The sequence below is a fragment of the Candidatus Erwinia dacicola genome (assembly GCF_001756855.1).
In the GTDB taxonomy this organism is placed as follows: domain Bacteria; phylum Pseudomonadota; class Gammaproteobacteria; order Enterobacterales; family Enterobacteriaceae; genus Erwinia; species Erwinia dacicola.
In genome coordinates, this window is sequence record NZ_MAYS01000225.1 from 1 (window position 1) to 14797 (window position 14797).

28 protein-coding genes and 1 pseudogene are annotated in these 14797 nt (G+C 49.0%); all 29 read right to left on the reverse strand.

The window, feature by feature from the left end:
- Positions 1–281: pseudogene (locus tag BBW68_RS16140) on the reverse strand (IS1595 family transposase); the annotation flags it as partial.
- A 430-nt stretch (positions 282–711) separates the two neighbouring features.
- Complete coding sequence (gene rplQ, locus BBW68_RS07010; protein ID WP_070134577.1) at positions 712–1098, reverse strand: 50S ribosomal protein L17; 387 nt, start codon at positions 1096–1098, stop codon at positions 712–714.
- A gap of 40 nt (positions 1099–1138) precedes the next feature.
- A complete protein-coding gene (locus tag BBW68_RS07015) occupies positions 1139–2128 on the reverse strand; it encodes a DNA-directed RNA polymerase subunit alpha (RefSeq protein ID WP_070134578.1) in 990 nt (329 codons plus the stop codon).
- A gap of 25 nt (positions 2129–2153) precedes the next feature.
- Positions 2154–2774 carry a 30S ribosomal protein S4 gene (gene rpsD / locus BBW68_RS07020; RefSeq protein ID WP_070134579.1) on the reverse strand — a complete coding sequence of 207 codons (621 nt, stop codon included), beginning with the start codon at positions 2772–2774 and terminating at the stop codon, positions 2154–2156.
- 33 nt (positions 2775–2807) lie between these two features.
- Positions 2808–3197: a 30S ribosomal protein S11 gene (rpsK, locus tag BBW68_RS07025; protein ID WP_070134580.1), complete on the reverse strand. Its 390-nt coding sequence runs from the start codon at positions 3195–3197 to the stop codon at positions 2808–2810.
- Positions 3198–3213: 16 nt separating this feature from the next.
- Positions 3214–3570 (reverse strand): 30S ribosomal protein S13, encoded by a 357-nt coding sequence (gene rpsM, locus BBW68_RS07030; protein WP_070134581.1) that lies wholly within the window; start codon positions 3568–3570, stop codon positions 3214–3216.
- Between the two features lie 147 nt (positions 3571–3717).
- Positions 3718–3834, reverse strand: a complete 117-nt coding sequence (rpmJ, locus tag BBW68_RS16145; protein WP_083264832.1) for a 50S ribosomal protein L36 — start codon at positions 3832–3834, stop codon at positions 3718–3720.
- Between the two features lie 32 nt (positions 3835–3866).
- Positions 3867–5198, reverse strand: coding sequence for a preprotein translocase subunit SecY (gene secY, locus BBW68_RS07035; RefSeq protein WP_070134582.1), 1332 nt, complete (start codon positions 5196–5198; stop codon positions 3867–3869).
- Between the two features lie 7 nt (positions 5199–5205).
- Positions 5206–5640 carry a 50S ribosomal protein L15 gene (gene rplO / locus BBW68_RS07040; RefSeq protein WP_070134583.1) on the reverse strand — a complete coding sequence of 145 codons (435 nt, stop codon included), beginning with the start codon at positions 5638–5640 and terminating at the stop codon, positions 5206–5208.
- Positions 5641–5643: 3 nt separating this feature from the next.
- Positions 5644–5823: a 50S ribosomal protein L30 gene (gene rpmD, locus BBW68_RS07045; RefSeq protein ID WP_070134603.1), complete on the reverse strand. Its 180-nt coding sequence runs from the start codon at positions 5821–5823 to the stop codon at positions 5644–5646.
- Positions 5824–5828: 5 nt separating this feature from the next.
- Complete coding sequence (gene rpsE / locus BBW68_RS07050) at positions 5829–6329, reverse strand: 30S ribosomal protein S5 (RefSeq protein WP_070134584.1); 501 nt, start codon at positions 6327–6329, stop codon at positions 5829–5831.
- A 14-nt stretch (positions 6330–6343) separates the two neighbouring features.
- Positions 6344–6697 (reverse strand): 50S ribosomal protein L18, encoded by a 354-nt coding sequence (gene rplR / locus BBW68_RS07055; RefSeq protein ID WP_070134585.1) that lies wholly within the window; start codon positions 6695–6697, stop codon positions 6344–6346.
- 9 nt (positions 6698–6706) lie between these two features.
- Positions 6707–7240: a 50S ribosomal protein L6 gene (gene rplF, locus BBW68_RS07060; RefSeq protein WP_070134586.1), complete on the reverse strand. Its 534-nt coding sequence runs from the start codon at positions 7238–7240 to the stop codon at positions 6707–6709.
- A gap of 12 nt (positions 7241–7252) precedes the next feature.
- Positions 7253–7645 (reverse strand): 30S ribosomal protein S8, encoded by a 393-nt coding sequence (rpsH, locus tag BBW68_RS07065; RefSeq protein WP_070134587.1) that lies wholly within the window; start codon positions 7643–7645, stop codon positions 7253–7255.
- Positions 7646–7675: 30 nt separating this feature from the next.
- Positions 7676–7981 carry a 30S ribosomal protein S14 gene (rpsN, locus tag BBW68_RS07070; protein ID WP_070134588.1) on the reverse strand — a complete coding sequence of 102 codons (306 nt, stop codon included), beginning with the start codon at positions 7979–7981 and terminating at the stop codon, positions 7676–7678.
- Between the two features lie 17 nt (positions 7982–7998).
- The gene (gene rplE / locus BBW68_RS07075) at positions 7999–8538 is read right to left on the reverse strand and encodes a 50S ribosomal protein L5 (RefSeq protein ID WP_070134589.1); all 540 of its coding nucleotides are present in this window, start codon (positions 8536–8538) and stop codon (positions 7999–8001) included.
- 14 nt (positions 8539–8552) lie between these two features.
- Positions 8553–8867 carry a 50S ribosomal protein L24 gene (rplX, locus tag BBW68_RS07080; RefSeq protein WP_070134590.1) on the reverse strand — a complete coding sequence of 105 codons (315 nt, stop codon included), beginning with the start codon at positions 8865–8867 and terminating at the stop codon, positions 8553–8555.
- Between the two features lie 10 nt (positions 8868–8877).
- Positions 8878–9249: a 50S ribosomal protein L14 gene (gene rplN / locus BBW68_RS07085; protein ID WP_070134591.1), complete on the reverse strand. Its 372-nt coding sequence runs from the start codon at positions 9247–9249 to the stop codon at positions 8878–8880.
- Between the two features lie 169 nt (positions 9250–9418).
- Positions 9419–9673 carry a 30S ribosomal protein S17 gene (gene rpsQ / locus BBW68_RS07090; protein ID WP_070134592.1) on the reverse strand — a complete coding sequence of 85 codons (255 nt, stop codon included), beginning with the start codon at positions 9671–9673 and terminating at the stop codon, positions 9419–9421.
- Positions 9673–9864, reverse strand: coding sequence for a 50S ribosomal protein L29 (rpmC, locus tag BBW68_RS07095; protein ID WP_070134593.1), 192 nt, complete (start codon positions 9862–9864; stop codon positions 9673–9675). Before rpmC ends, rpsQ begins: the two co-directional genes overlap by 1 nt.
- A complete protein-coding gene (rplP, locus tag BBW68_RS07100; protein ID WP_070134594.1) occupies positions 9864–10274 on the reverse strand; it encodes a 50S ribosomal protein L16 in 411 nt (136 codons plus the stop codon). The genes rpmC and rplP overlap by 1 nt, the downstream gene beginning before the upstream one ends.
- A gap of 12 nt (positions 10275–10286) precedes the next feature.
- Positions 10287–10985 carry a 30S ribosomal protein S3 gene (gene rpsC / locus BBW68_RS07105; protein WP_070134595.1) on the reverse strand — a complete coding sequence of 233 codons (699 nt, stop codon included), beginning with the start codon at positions 10983–10985 and terminating at the stop codon, positions 10287–10289.
- 17 nt (positions 10986–11002) lie between these two features.
- On the reverse strand, positions 11003–11335 hold the full coding sequence (gene rplV, locus BBW68_RS07110) for a 50S ribosomal protein L22 (protein ID WP_070134596.1): 333 nt from the start codon (positions 11333–11335) through the stop codon (positions 11003–11005).
- A gap of 14 nt (positions 11336–11349) precedes the next feature.
- Complete coding sequence (gene rpsS / locus BBW68_RS07115) at positions 11350–11628, reverse strand: 30S ribosomal protein S19 (RefSeq protein ID WP_070134597.1); 279 nt, start codon at positions 11626–11628, stop codon at positions 11350–11352.
- Between the two features lie 16 nt (positions 11629–11644).
- Positions 11645–12466, reverse strand: coding sequence for a 50S ribosomal protein L2 (gene rplB / locus BBW68_RS07120; RefSeq protein WP_070134598.1), 822 nt, complete (start codon positions 12464–12466; stop codon positions 11645–11647).
- A gap of 17 nt (positions 12467–12483) precedes the next feature.
- Positions 12484–12786 (reverse strand): 50S ribosomal protein L23, encoded by a 303-nt coding sequence (gene rplW, locus BBW68_RS07125; RefSeq protein ID WP_070134599.1) that lies wholly within the window; start codon positions 12784–12786, stop codon positions 12484–12486.
- Positions 12783–13388 (reverse strand): 50S ribosomal protein L4, encoded by a 606-nt coding sequence (gene rplD, locus BBW68_RS07130; protein WP_070134600.1) that lies wholly within the window; start codon positions 13386–13388, stop codon positions 12783–12785. Before rplD ends, rplW begins: the two co-directional genes overlap by 4 nt.
- Before the next feature lie 10 nt (positions 13389–13398).
- On the reverse strand, positions 13399–14028 hold the full coding sequence (rplC, locus tag BBW68_RS07135) for a 50S ribosomal protein L3 (RefSeq protein WP_070134601.1): 630 nt from the start codon (positions 14026–14028) through the stop codon (positions 13399–13401).
- 32 nt (positions 14029–14060) lie between these two features.
- Positions 14061–14372 carry a 30S ribosomal protein S10 gene (rpsJ, locus tag BBW68_RS07140; RefSeq protein ID WP_070134602.1) on the reverse strand — a complete coding sequence of 104 codons (312 nt, stop codon included), beginning with the start codon at positions 14370–14372 and terminating at the stop codon, positions 14061–14063.
- Positions 14373–14797 lie beyond the last annotated feature (425 nt).

Sequence of the window (14797 nt, forward strand, 5' to 3'; positions counted from 1 at the left end):
CGCTTGAGAAGCCCGAAAACAGGCACTTTTCCGGCAGCACCTCTGCCACGCTGACCTTTACGACAACCACCAAAATAACTTTCGTCCAGTTCAATCTCGCCATCAAACCAGGAGTGCCTATCTACGTGCTCGGCTATCAGCACTCTGAGGCGGTGAAAATAGTATGCAGCAGTGTTCCTGTGGACACCAACCAGCTCTGCGGCAATACGGGCTGTGGAGCCTGCAATAAACTGTTCAAGTAACCGTTCCTGTTTGTACTGACTGAGTCTGCTTTTTCTCATGGCACTATCCTAGATGATCTTAGTTATCTAGGACAGCCCCGTCATTTTTATATCGCTATGGCCGAGGATATTTTTCAACACCAGAATATTGCCGCCGTTCATCATAATCCGTGCAAAGACGTTGTACTCCAAAGAAGCCCGCAAGGTTGGCAGTGGTATTCGAGCAGGACGAGGCAAGGTCGAGTATGGGCCGCACATTCCGACATTGTTTAAGTAGGCAGAAAGTGGAGAGTTGGATTAACGCGCGAGAGGGGGCGTCTGAGAATCCAACCAATGTTAGATTCTCGCAGGGTGGTGAAAAACAAAAAAATCCAACCAGAAGCAGGTTTGTCCGACTAAGAATCAAGGATTAGAATGGATGAATTCCAACCCTAGAATGCAAAAAGCCCAAAAAAACCCCGCAAGCGGGGTTTTTCAATACTGCGGCAGATTACTCGGCTACAGCTTCTACTTGAGCTTCTGGACGATCAACGAGCTCAATGTAAGCCATCGGAGCGTTATCACCAGCGCGGAAGCCACACTTCAGAATGCGAGTGTAACCACCTGCACGACTCGCGAAACACGGACCGAGCTCATTAAACAGCTTTGCCACGATCTCGTTATCACGAGTACGGGCGAATGCCAGACGACGATTAGCTACGCTATCGGTCTTGGCAAGAGTAATCAGCGGCTCAACTACGCGACGCAGCTCTTTCGCTTTTGGCAGGGTCGTCTTGATAATCTCGTGACGAACCAAAGAGCCAGTCATGTTGCGGAATATAGCCTGACGATGGCTGCTGCTGCGATTCAGTTGACGACCACTCTTACGATGGCGCATGACCTTATCCTTCTCAGTGAAACCTTAACCTGTGATCGAGTTATTCATCAGCAATACTAGCTGGCGGCCAGTTTTCTAGGCGCATGCCCAGAGACAGACCACGAGAAGCCAGCACATCTTTAATCTCAGTAAGAGATTTTTTACCAAGGTTAGGCGTTTTAAGCAGCTCAACCTCGGTACGCTGTACCAGATCACCGATGTAGTGGATAGCTTCTGCCTTAAGGCAGTTAGCAGAACGGACAGTCAATTCCAGATCGTCAACAGGGCGCAGCAAGATCGGATCGAATTCTGGTTTCTCTTCTTTCACTTCCGGCTGACGTACATCACGTAAGTCAACGAAAGCTTCCAGTTGTTCTGCCAAGATGGTTGCCGCACGGCGTATCGCTTCTTCAGGATCAATAGTGCCGTTGGTTTCCATTTCGATGACCAGCTTGTCCAAGTCAGTACGCTGTTCTACACGCGCTGCTTCAACATTGTAGGCAATACACTCTACAGGGCTGTAACAGGCGTCAACAAACAGACGACCAATCGGGCGCTCATCTTCTTCCGAATGAATTCGGGCAGAAGCCGGCACATAACCACGACCACGCTGAACTTTGATACGCATGCTAATAGCGGCGTTCTCATCAGTCAGGTGACAGATGACGTGCTGAGGCTTGACGATTTCGACATCACCATCATGGATAATATCGGCTGCAGTCACAGGGCCAATGCCAGATTTATTCAGAGTAAGAATAACTTCATCTTTGCCCTGAACTCTTACCGCCAAACCTTTCAGGTTGAGCAGGATTTCCAAGATATCTTCCTGTACGCCCTCTTTGGTGCTGTACTCATGCAGTACACCATCAATTTCAACCTCGGTCACCGCGCAACCCGGCATTGATGAAAGCAGAATACGGCGCAGTGCGTTACCAAGAGTATGACCAAAGCCACGCTCTAAAGGCTCAAGGGTCACCTTGGCGTGCGTCGAACCCACTTGCTCGATATCTACCAGGCGCGGTTTTAGAAACTCTGTCACAGAACCCTGCATTGTGTCCTCTCTTTGGTACTAAGCTTTACTTGGAGTAAAGCTCGACGATCAGGTGTTCGTTAATGTCCGCAGACAGATCGGTACGTTCAGGAATACGCTTGAATACACCTTCCATCTTAGTTGCATCAACTTCCAGCCAAATTGGCTTTTCACGCTGTTCAGCCAGATCCAGAGCGGCTTTCACGCGAGACTGCTTTTTGGCTTTCTCACGGATGCTAACAACGTCATTCGGAGTTACCTGACAAGAAGCGATGCTGACAACGCGACCATTTACCAAAATAGATTTGTGGCTAACCAGCTGACGTGCTTCTGCACGAGTGGCACCAAAGCCCATACGGTAAACTACGTTATCCAGACGACCTTCCAGCAGAACTAGCAGGTTTTCACCGGTGTTACCTTTCAGACGAGCTGCTTCTTTATAATAGTTACGGAACTGACGCTCCAGCACGCCGTACATACGACGAACTTTCTGCTTTTCACGTAACTGCACACCATAGTCAGACAGACGTGGCTTACGCGCACCGTGCTGACCAGGAGCTTGTTCAAGCTTACACTTGGTATCAATCGCGCGAACACCAGACTTAAGGAAAAGGTCTGTGCCTTCACGGCGGCTCAGCTTGAGCTTAGGACCCAAATATCTTGCCATTTTCTTTCTCCAACATTCCTAAAAAACGGAGCGTTATACGCGACGTTTTTTCGGCGGACGACAACCGTTGTGAGGGATCGGAGTCACATCAGTAATATTAGTGATGCGGAAACCAGCAGCGTTCAGGGCACGAATAGCTGATTCGCGGCCTGGACCAGGACCCTTAACCATAACTTCCAAGTTCTTAATACCGTAATCTTTCACGGCCTCTGCGCAACGCTCTGCAGCAACCTGCGCAGCGAACGGCGTAGACTTACGAGAACCACGGAAACCGGAACCACCGGCTGTTGCCCAACCCAGCGCATTACCCTGACGATCAGTAATAGTTACGATGGTGTTGTTAAAAGACGCATGGACATGAGCCACGCCATCAGAGACTTGCTTTCTTACACGTTTGCGTGCACGAACTGGTGCCTTTGCCATTATTCAATCACCCCGATTATTTCTTGATCGGTTTACGCGGACCCTTACGGGTACGTGCGTTAGTCTTAGTACGCTGACCGCGCACTGGAAGACCACGACGATGACGCAAACCACGATAGCAGCCAAGGTCCATAAGACGCTTGATGCTCAGGGTGACTTCACGACGCAGATCGCCTTCAACAACAAATTTCGCTACTGCATCACGCAGAATGTCGATTTGTTCTTCTGACAGCTCACTGATCTTAACATTTTCAACGATTCCCGTAGATGCACAGATAGCCTGTGAACGGGTCTTGCCGATACCAAAAATTGCAGTTAATGCGATAACGGTATGTTTATGATCAGGAATGTTAATGCCTGCTATACGGGCCACTATGCACTCCTATATTAATTACTTATGCGTCCCATACCGAAAAGCCCGTTTTCAGGATACTCAAATGGAGACGCATAGACATACAACAGATTGACCGGTCAATCTAGCCAGCTCAATCCAACTTTGCAAGAAAAATATGCGATTAAATCAGCCCTGGCGCTGTTTATGCTTAGGCTCGGCACTACAAATCACACACACGATGCCGTCGCGACGAACGATTTTGCAGTTACGACATAATTTCTTGACGGAAGCACGAACTTTCATTTTTACTCTCCGTAACTTCTAAAACACCTGAATTAACGACCATAGCGCTTCAGATTTGCTTTCTTTAATGCAGACTCGTACTGACTAGACATCATCAGAGTTTGCACTTGAGCCATAAAGTCCATGATGACAACAACTACGATCAACAGTGAAGTACCGCCGAAGTAGAATGGAACTTTCATCGCATGACGCATGAACTCCGGGATCAGGCAAATAAAGGTAATGTACAGCGCACCGATTAAGGTTAAGCGCGTCATCACTTTATCGATATACTTCGCCGTCTGTTCTCCCGGACGAATACCTAGTACAAATGCACCAGACTTCTTCAGGTTATCCGCTGTTTCTCTTGGGTTGAAAACCAATGCCGTATAGAAGAAACAGAAGAAGATGATTGCGGTAGCATAGAGTAGCACATAAAGCGGCTGACCTGGCTGTAATGACATCGAAATAGTTGTCAACCAGTTCCAACCGGTTCCGCCCCCGAACCATGACGAGATGGTTGCTGGGAACAGAATGATGCTGGAAGCAAAAATAGCTGGAATTACACCGGCCATATTCACTTTCAACGGTAAATGTGTGCTCTGCGCAGCATAGACACGACGGCCTTGCTGACGTTTCGCATAGTTCACCACAATGCGGCGTTGACCACGCTCAACGAAAACAACGAAGAAGGTCACTGCAAATACAAAAGCTGCAACCAACAGCAACAGGAGGAAGTGCAGGTCGCCTTGCCGCGCTTGCTCGATGGTATGACCAATAGCCGGCGGCAGACCCGCAACAATACCAGCGAAGATAATGATCGAGATACCGTTACCGATACCTCGTTCAGTTATCTGCTCGCCCAACCACATCAGGAGCATTGTCCCGGTAACCAGACTGACAACAGCGGTAAAATAGAAGGCAAAGCCTGGGTGTAACACCAAGCCCGTCATCCCTAGCATATTCGGCAGGCCGGTAGCAATACCGACCGCTTGGAATATACCTAATACCAGAGTACCGTAACGGGTGTACTGGCTAATCTTACGACGGCCAGCCTCCCCTTCTTTCTTGATTTCAGCTAACGCTGGATGAACCACCGTCAGCAGCTGGGTAATAATAGAAGCCGAAATGTACGGCATAATACCCAAGGCAAAGATAGAAGCACGGCTCAGAGCACCACCAGAGAACATGTTAAACATTTCAATGATGGTGCCACGCTGTTGTTCAAACAATTTGGCAAGTACAGTGGCATCGATACTAGGGATCGGAATAAAAGAGCCAATACGGAAAACAATCAGCGCACCAATTACAAACAGAAGTCTACGTTTTAGCTCGCAAAATCCACCCTTGGCACTTTGAAAATCTAATCCCGGTTGCTTAGCCATCTGCTACTTATTCCTCAATTTTACCGCCAGCGGCTTCGATTGCAGCACAAGCGCCTTTAGTGACACGCAGACCGCGAATCGTTACCGGTGCAGAAACTTTGCCAGACAGGATCACTTTCGCAAACTCCATCTGAATTCCAATAATGTTTGCTGCTTTCAGCGTGTTCAGGTCGACGATACCGCCTTCGACTTTCGCTAGATCAGATAGACGAACTTCTGCAGTGACCATTGCTTTGCGAGAGGTGAAACCGAATTTCGGCAGACGCCGATACAGAGGCATCTGACCGCCTTCAAAACCACGATGTACGCCACCGCCAGAACGTGAGTTCTGACCTTTGTGACCACGGCCACCGGTTTTGCCGAAACCTGAACCGATACCACGGCCCAGACGTTTCGAAGCGTGCTTGGAGCCATCGGCCGGAGTCAGAGTATTTAAACGCATCTGTTACTCCTCCATTTTAACCATGTAGGAAATCGCGTTAACCATACCGCGTACGGCTGGCGTGTCTTCACGCTTTACGGTTTGGTTAATACGACGCAGACCCAAGCCAAGCAGCGTTGCCTTGTGTTTAGGCAAACGACCGATCGAACTGCGGGTTTGTGTAATCTTAATAGTCTTAGTCATGGTCATTATCCCAGAATGTCTTCAACAGATTTGCCACGCTTGGCAGCGACCACTTCTGGGGAATTCATGTTGGCCAAGCCATCCAGAGTTGCACGAACCACGTTGATCGGGTTAGTGGAACCGTAGGCTTTAGCCAAGACGTTATGAACCCCAGCGATTTCCAGTACGGCGCGCATTGCGCCTCCGGCAATGATACCTGTACCTTCAGAAGCCGGCTGCATGAACACGCGAGAACCTGTGTGCACGCCTTTAACAGGGTACTGCAGGGTGCCGCTGTTCAGTGCGACGTTAATCATATTGCGACGAGCTTTTTCCATCGCTTTCTGGATTGCTGCTGGAACTTCACGCGCTTTCCCATAACCAAAACCGATGCGACCATTACCGTCACCAACAACAGTCAGAGCTGTGAAGGAGAAAATACGACCACCTTTTACGGTTTTAGATACGCGATTTACCGCGATTAGCTTTTCCTGCAGTTCGCCAGCTTGTTTTTCGATGTGTGCCATCTTACACCTCCACCTTAGAACTGTAGGCCAGCTTCACGGGCAGCATCTGCCAGTGCTTGGACACGACCATGATATTGGAAACCAGAACGGTCAAAAGAAACACCAGTGATGCCTTTTTTGATTGCGCGTTCAGCAACTGCTTTACCAACAGCAGCGGCAGCGTCTTTGTTTCCTGTATACTTCAGTTGCTCACTGATAGCTTTTTCTACAGTAGAAGCAGCGACCAAGACTTCAGAACCGTTGGGTGCGACTACCTGTGCGTAAATATGACGCGGGGTACGATGTACCACCAAGCGAGTAGCACCCAGCTCTTTGAGCTTGCGACGTGCGCGGGTCGCACGACGGATACGAGCAAATTTCTTATCCATAGTGTTACCTTACTTCTTCTTAGCCTCTTTGGTACGCACGACTTCGTCGGCGTAACGAACACCCTTGCCTTTATAAGGCTCAGGACGACGGTAGGCGCGGAGATCTGCTGCAACCTGACCAATCAGCTGTTTATCAGCGCCTTTCAGCACGATTTCAGTCTGAGTTGGACATTCAGCAGTGATTCCCGCTGGCAGTGCATGGTCAACAGGGTGAGAGAAGCCTAAGACTAAGCTCACAGAGTTGCCTTTAACGGCTGCACGATAACCTACACCAACCAGCTGCAGTTTCTTAGTGAAGCCTTCGGTAACACCGATAACCATAGCGTTCAACAGTGCACGAGAAGTACCTGTCTGAGCCCAACCATCCACAAAACCTTCGCGCGGAGCAAAAGTCAGGGTGTTGTTAGCATGCTTAACTTCTACAGCTTTGTTGAGCTTACGAGTCAGCTCGCCGTTTTTACCTTTAATCGAAATAACCTGACCGTCGAGTTTTACCTTTACGCCGGCAGGAATTGCGACTGGTGCTTTAGCAACACGAGACATTTATTCCTCCGATTAAGCTACGTAGCAGATAATTTCGCCGCCAAGACCAGCCTGACGTGCGGCACGATCGGTCATGACACCTTTAGAGGTAGAGATAACAGCGATACCCAGTCCAGCCATAACTCTTGGCAGTTCTTCTTTGCGTTTGTAGATACGCAGACCTGGACGGCTTACACGCTGAATGCTCTCTACCACTGCCTTGCCTTGGAAATACTTAAGAGTCAGTTCCAGTTCAGGCTTGGTGTCGCCTTCGATTTTAAATTCTTCAATATAGCCTTCTTCCTTCAGCACGTTGGCAATAGCCAATTTTAGCTTGGAAGAAGGCATGGTGACCGCAACTTTGTTCGCGGCTTGACCGTTACGGATACGGGTCAGCATATCCGCGATCGGGTCTTGCATGCTCATCTGTCTTTACTCCCGTGATTCAATTGGTAATTACCAGCTAGCCTTTTTCAAGCCAGGTACTTCACCGCGCATGGCAGCTTCACGCAACTTGATACGGCTCAGACCGAATTTGCCCACATAACCATGTGGGCGACCAGTTTGACGGCAGCGCTTACGCTGACGACAAGGGCTGGAATCACGCGGCAGAGTTTGCAGCTTGAGAACAGCATTCCAACGAGCTTCGTCAGATGAGTTCATACTAGAAATGATAGCTTTCAGTTCCTCGCGTTTAGCGCGGTACTTGTCAGCCAGTTTCACGCGAACGACTTCGCGTGCTTTCATCGATTGCTTAGCCATCAGTAACCCTGCCTCACTTAGTTGCGGAACGGGAAGTTAAAAGCAGCCAAAAGTGCGCGGCCTTCATCATCAGATTTCGCAGTAGTGGTAATGGTGATATCCAAACCACGAACACGATCAACTTTGTCATAGTCGATCTCTGGGAAGATTATCTGCTCACGAACGCCCATGCTGTAGTTACCACGGCCATCGAATGACTTAGCGGACAAGCCACGGAAGTCACGGATACGTGGAACAGCAATAGAAATCAGACGCTCAAAGAACTCCCACATGCGTTCGCCACGCAGAGTTACTTTACAGCCGATCGGATAGCCCTGACGGATTTTGAAGCCTGCAACTGACTTGCGTGCTTTGGTGATAAACGGCTTTTGACCGGAGATTGCTGTTAAGTCAGCTGCTGCGTTATCCAGCAACTTCTTGTCAGCGATCGCTTCACCCACCCCCATATTCAGGGTGATCTTCTCGACCCGAGGGACTTGCATGACAGAATTGTAGCCAAACTCAGTCATGAGTTGTTTAACTACTTCGTCTTTGTAATAATCATGCAGTTTCGCCATCGTACTACTCCAAATCACTTGATAGTTTCGCTGTTAGACTTGAAGAAACGGACTTTTTTGCCGTCTTCGAATCTAAAGCCTACACGGTCAGCCTTGCCGGTTGCCGAATTGAAGAGCGCAACGTTAGAAACCTGAATAGCAGCTTCTTTTTCAACGATGCCACCTAGTTGGTTCAGAGTCGGAACCGGCTTTGAGTGCTTCTTAATTAGGTTGATACCTTCAACAATCAGTTTGCCTGAAGACAGAACATTTTTTACTTTACCGCGCTTACCTTTATCTTTGCCGGTCAGCACGATAACTTCGTCATCGCGACGGATTTTAGCTGCCATTTTTTACTCCTTAGAGTACTTCCGGTGCCAGAGAGATAATTTTCATGAACTTTTCAGTACGAAGCTCACGAGTTACCGGCCCAAAAATACGCGTTCCGATAGGCTGCTCAGTGTTATTATTTAAAATAACGCATGCATTACGATCGAAGCGAATGACAGAACCGTCCGGGCGACGAACACCCTTCTTGGTGCGCACCACTACCGCTTTCAGCACATCACCCTTCTTAACCTTACCGCGAGGAATTGCTTCCTTGATGGTGATTTTGATGATGTCGCCTACGCCCGCGTAGCGACGGTGCGAGCCACCCAGAACCTTGATACACATTACGCGACGTGCACCGGAGTTGTCGGCGACGGTCAGCATAGTCTGTTCTTGGATCATTTTAGTGCTCCGCTAATTTCAACTACTACTTCGGGACCTGATTCAGGTCGTATATAAGCGCCCATTATTGAGGGCGCAGCATTATAACACTACTTCCTTAACTTTGGTAGAAAAGATAAACGGCTCTTGCAAGCCGTTTATCTTGTTTTTTTAGAGACAGCAGGTTCTATTACAGAATCGCTTTCTCTACAACGCGAACCAGCGTCCAAGACTTAGTCTTAGACAGTGGACGGCATTCGCGAATTTCTACCACGTCGCCGATTCCACATTCATTGTTCTCGTCATGTACGTGCAATTTGGTCGTACGTTTGATGAATTTCCCGCAGAACGGGTGCTTCACAACACGTTCGATTGCCACAACAATGGATTTCTCCATTTTGTCGCTCAGAACACGACCTTGCAGAGTACGGATTTTATCGGTCATTACGCACCCGCCTTCTCAGTCAGTAAAGTCTTAACGCGTGCAACATCACGACGAACATTCTTCAAGACGTGAGTCTGTTGAAGTTGGCCTGATGCTGCCTGCATGCGCAGATTGAACTGCTCACGCAGCAGGTTAAGAAGCTCAGTGTTCAGCTCTTTAACGTTTTTTTCACGCAGCTCTGTTGCTTTCATTACATCACCGTCTTAGTTGCAAAGGTGGTTTTGATAGGCAGTTTTGCTGCTGCCAACTTGAATGCTTCACGGGCCAGCTCTTCCGGTACACCGTCCATTTCATACAGGACTTTACCAGGCTGGATCAAGGCAACCCAATACTCTACGTTACCTTTACCTTTACCCATACGCACTTCCAGCGGCTTCTCGGTAATTGGTTTGTCCGGGAATACACGGATCCAAATTTTACCTTGACGCTTAACTGCACGGGTCATAGCACGACGTGCTGCTTCAATCTGACGAGCAGTTAGACGACCACGGCCAACAGCTTTCAGACCGAAAGTACCGAAGCTAACATCCGTACCCTGCGCCAAACCACGGTTGTGGCCTTTATGCACTTTACGGAATTTTGTACGCTTGGGTTGTAACATCAGCGACTCTCCTTACTTACGGCCTTTACGCTGCTGCTTTTTAGGTTGAGCAGCCGGTTCCGGTTGTTCAACAGCAGCCATACCACCTAGGATCTCACCTTTGAAGATCCATACCTTAACGCCGATTACCCCATAAGTGGTGTGCGCTTCAGAGGTATTGTAGTCAATGTCTGCACGCAGAGTGTGCAGCGGCACGCGGCCTTCACGGTACCATTCGGTACGCGCGATTTCTGCACCGCCTAGGCGGCCACTAACTTCAACTTTGATCCCTTTAGCGCCTAGACGCATTGCGTTCTGTACAGCACGCTTCATAGCACGACGGAACATCACACGACGCTCTAGCTGTGAAGTGATGCTGTCAGCAACCAATTTAGCGTCCAGTTCCGGTTTACGGATTTCGGCGATATTGATCTGTGCAGGAACGCCAGCGATATCAGCTATGACCTTGCGCAGTTTTTCTACATCTTCACCTTTCTTACCGATAACGATGCCTGGACGAGCGGTGTGAATAGTCACACGAATACTCTTAGCTGGGCGCTCGATAACGATACGAGAGACGGATGCTTTAGCCAGTTCTTTAGTCAGGAACTGACGCACTTTAAAGTCGCTGTCTAGGTTGTCAGCGAATTCTTTGGTATTTGCGAACCAAGTAGAGTTCCAAGGTTTAACAATACCCAAGCGAATACCATTAGGATGTACTTTCTGACCCATTGCTAGTCTCCAGAGTCTCAGCGATCGGACACAACCACAGTAATGTGGTTGGTGCGCTTCAGGATGCGATCTGCACGACCTTTTGCACGCGGCATAATGCGCTTCATGCTTGGGCCTTCGTCTACGAAGATTTTCGTGACTTTCAGATCATCAATGTCAGCGCCATCGTTGTGTTCGGCGTTAGCAATGGCAGATTCCAAGACCTTCTTGACCAGTACAGCTGCTTTCTTATTGGTGTAGGTCAGAATATCCAGAGCCTGCGACACTTTCTTACCGCGTACAAGATCCGCTATCAAGCGAACCTTCTGTGCAGAAGAACGAGCGTGGCGATGTTTAGCGATAGTTTCCATCTCTTCCTCCCGCCTTAGCGTTTCTTGGCTTTTTTATCAGCCGAATGGCCGCGATAAGTACGAGTCGGTGCAAATTCACCTAGTTTGTGACCGACCATTTCGTCGGAAACAAAGACAGGAACGTGCTGACGACCATTATGGACAGCGATGGTCAAACCAATCATGTTAGGGAAGATCGTTGAACGACGGGACCATGTGCGCAGTGGCTTCTTGTCTCCGCTTTCCAAAGCTTTCTCTACCTTCTTCAGCAAGTGCAGGTCAATAAAAGGACCTTTCTTGAGAGAACGTGGCATGGCTTATCCTCTAAAATTATTTGCTACGGCGACGTACGATAAACTTATCGGTACGCTTGTTGCTACGGGTCTTCTTACCTTTGGTCTGTAGGCCCCATGGGGACACTGGATGCTTACCAAAATTACGACCTTCACCACCACCGTGCGGGTGATCGACTGGGTTCATCGCAGTACCGCGAACGGTAGGACGGACACCACGCCAACGAGCTGCACCGGCTTTACCCAGAACGCGAAGCATGTGCTCAGCGTTACCGACTTCGCCCAAGGTTGCGCGGCAGTCAATTTCGACTTTGCGCATTTCACCAGAACGCAGACGCAGAGTAACGTAAGAACCATCACGCGCAACGATCTGCACGTAAGTACCAGCTGAGCGAGCAATCTGTCCGCCTTTGCCTGGTTTCATTTCTACGTTATGCACGGTAGAACCCACTGGGATGTTACGCATTGGCAGGGTGTTACCCGCTTTAATCGCAGCATCAACGCCAGATTGAATCTGATCGCCAACTTTCAGTCCTTTAGGAGCTAGGATGTAACGGCGTTCGCCATCTTTGTACAGAACCAGTGCGATGTTCGCAGAGCGGTTCGGATCGTACTCAAGACGTTCAACGGTCGCTGGTATACCATCTTTGTTGCGTTTGAAGTCAACAATACGGTAAGCCTGCTTGTGACCACCACCGATATGACGGGTAGTGATGCGACCATTGTTGTTACGGCCGCCGGATTTGCTGTTTTTCTCAACCAGCGGGGCAAATGGTTTACTCTTGTGCAGCTCCGCGTTTACCACTTTAACTACATGGCGACGACCCGGAGATGTCGGTTTACATTTAACAATTGCCATTGTTCTTCTCCTCCGACTTACTCAGCGCCGCCTGCGAAGTCCAGATTCTGGCCTTCTTTCAGGGTGACGTAAGCTTTTTTCCAGTCTCTACGACGACCAATACGCTGTCCAGAACGCTTAGTTTTGCCTTTAACCAGCAAAGTGTTCACGACTTCAACTTCTACTTCGAAAAGTTTCTGTACAGCGGCTTTAATTTCTGCCTTGGTCGCGTCAATCGCAACTTTGAGAACGATGGTGTTAGTTTTTTCCATCGCAGCAGATGCTTTTTCAGATACGTGCGGCGCGCGCAGTACTTTCAGCAGACGTTCTTCACGGATCATGCCAGCATCTCCTCAACTTGCTTAACTGCATCAGCAGTCATAACGACTTTGTCGAAAGCGATCAGGCTAACTGGGTCGATACCCGCTGCATCACGAACGTCAACCTTGTACAGGTTGCGAGCGGCCAAAAACAGGTTTTCTTCCAGTCCGCCAGTGATGATCAGCACGTCTTCCAGAGCCATGTCTTTCAGTTTTTCTACCAGCAGCTTCGTTTTAGGGGATTCCAGAGAGAACTGCTCGACAACGATCAGACGATCTTGACGTACCAGTTCGGACAGGATGCTTTTCAGCGCGCCGCGGTACATCTTTTTATTGACTTTTTGACTGTGGTCCTGTGGCTTCGCCGCGAATGTCACACCACCTGAACGCCAGATTGGGCTATTTACAGAACCTGCACGCGCACGGCCAGTGCCTTTCTGGCGCCATGGCTTTCTGCCTGAACCAGTTACTTCAGCACGAGTCTTCTGAGCACGAGTACCCTGACGAGCACCTGCTGCATAAGCAACGACAACCTGGTGTACCAGCGCTTCGTTGAAATCACGACCGAAGGTAGTTTCGGAAACAGTCAGCACGCTTTGCGCGTCTTTCAATACTAATTCCATTGCTATCCCCTTACGCCTTCACAGCTGGTTTAACGATAAGGTCGCAACCGGTAGCGCCGGGTACTGCACCTTTAACCAGCAGCAGGTTGCGCTCAGCGTCAATACGTACAACGTCCAGACTCTGAACAGTTACACGCTCATTGCCCATCTGGCCTGCCATTTTCTTGCCTTTGAACACTTTGCCCGGAGTCTGGTTCTGACCGATAGAACCAGGTACGCGGTGTGACAAGGAGTTACCGTGAGTGGCATCCTGAGTACAGAAGTTCCAGCGCTTTACAGTACCGGCAAAACCTTTACCTTTAGATGTTCCAGTCACGTCAACTTTTTTCACGTCAGCGAAAATATCAACATTAATGCTCTGACCTACAGTGAACTCTGTGCCTTCAACGGTGCGGAATTCCCAAAGACCACGGCCAGCCTTAACGCCAGCTTTAGCAAAATGACCTGCTTCAGGCTTAGTTACACGGTTTGCTTTTTTAGCACCGGTAGTTACCTGGATAGCAGTGTAACCGTCGTTTTCTTGCCCTTTAACCTGAGTAACGCGGTTTGCTTCAATTTCGATCACGGTTACAGGGATTGAAACGCCATCTGCTGTGAAGATACGGGTCATACCCACTTTTTTACCGACTAAACCAATCATTGTTTCAACCTCTCAATCGCTCAATGACCTGATTAACCCAAGCTAATCTGCACGTCAACACCTGCAGCTAGATCCAGACGCATCAGAGCATCAACCGTTTTTTCGGTTGGCTCAACGATGTCAACCAGACGTTTGTGAGTGCGAATTTCATACTGATCGCGCGCATCTTTGTTGACGTGCGGGGAGATCAGAACGGTAAAGCGCTCTTTGTGGGTCGGCAGCGGGATAGGACCACGTACCTGCGCACCAGTGCGCTTGGCAGTCTCTACGATTTCTGCAGTTGATTGATCGATCAGACGATGATCAAACGCTTTAAGACAGATACGGATTCTTTGGTTCTGCATGAGACCAGAGCTCCAATTGTTTATAAACGAAAAATTACTACTCGCATCCATTACGATTGATGGAGGAGTGTAATCGTTGAGCACATAACCCGCATATCGCGAGTATTGTTGGCGAGCACTTTCGCACTTGCCTGCGACTCATATTGAATCGCGCCTGACCATGTTTGCAGGCACAAACATTATACGTACATCTGGGGGTAAAGCAACAGCATTGTGGCTTTTATTAGCGGAAGGAGAGAACGGGAGAAGAGATCGCAACCACCTTGCCCTACCCGTTCAGGTACTAAGGTGACTGAATGACACTGCTTAGAGTGAGCCTATCGGTAATTCTGTGTAAATGCCTTTTTAGAGGTGGCCGTTCAGGCTCTCACCGAACTCGATAATAAATCGACTCATCGCCAGCCGCCAGTTCTGGATTGGCATAC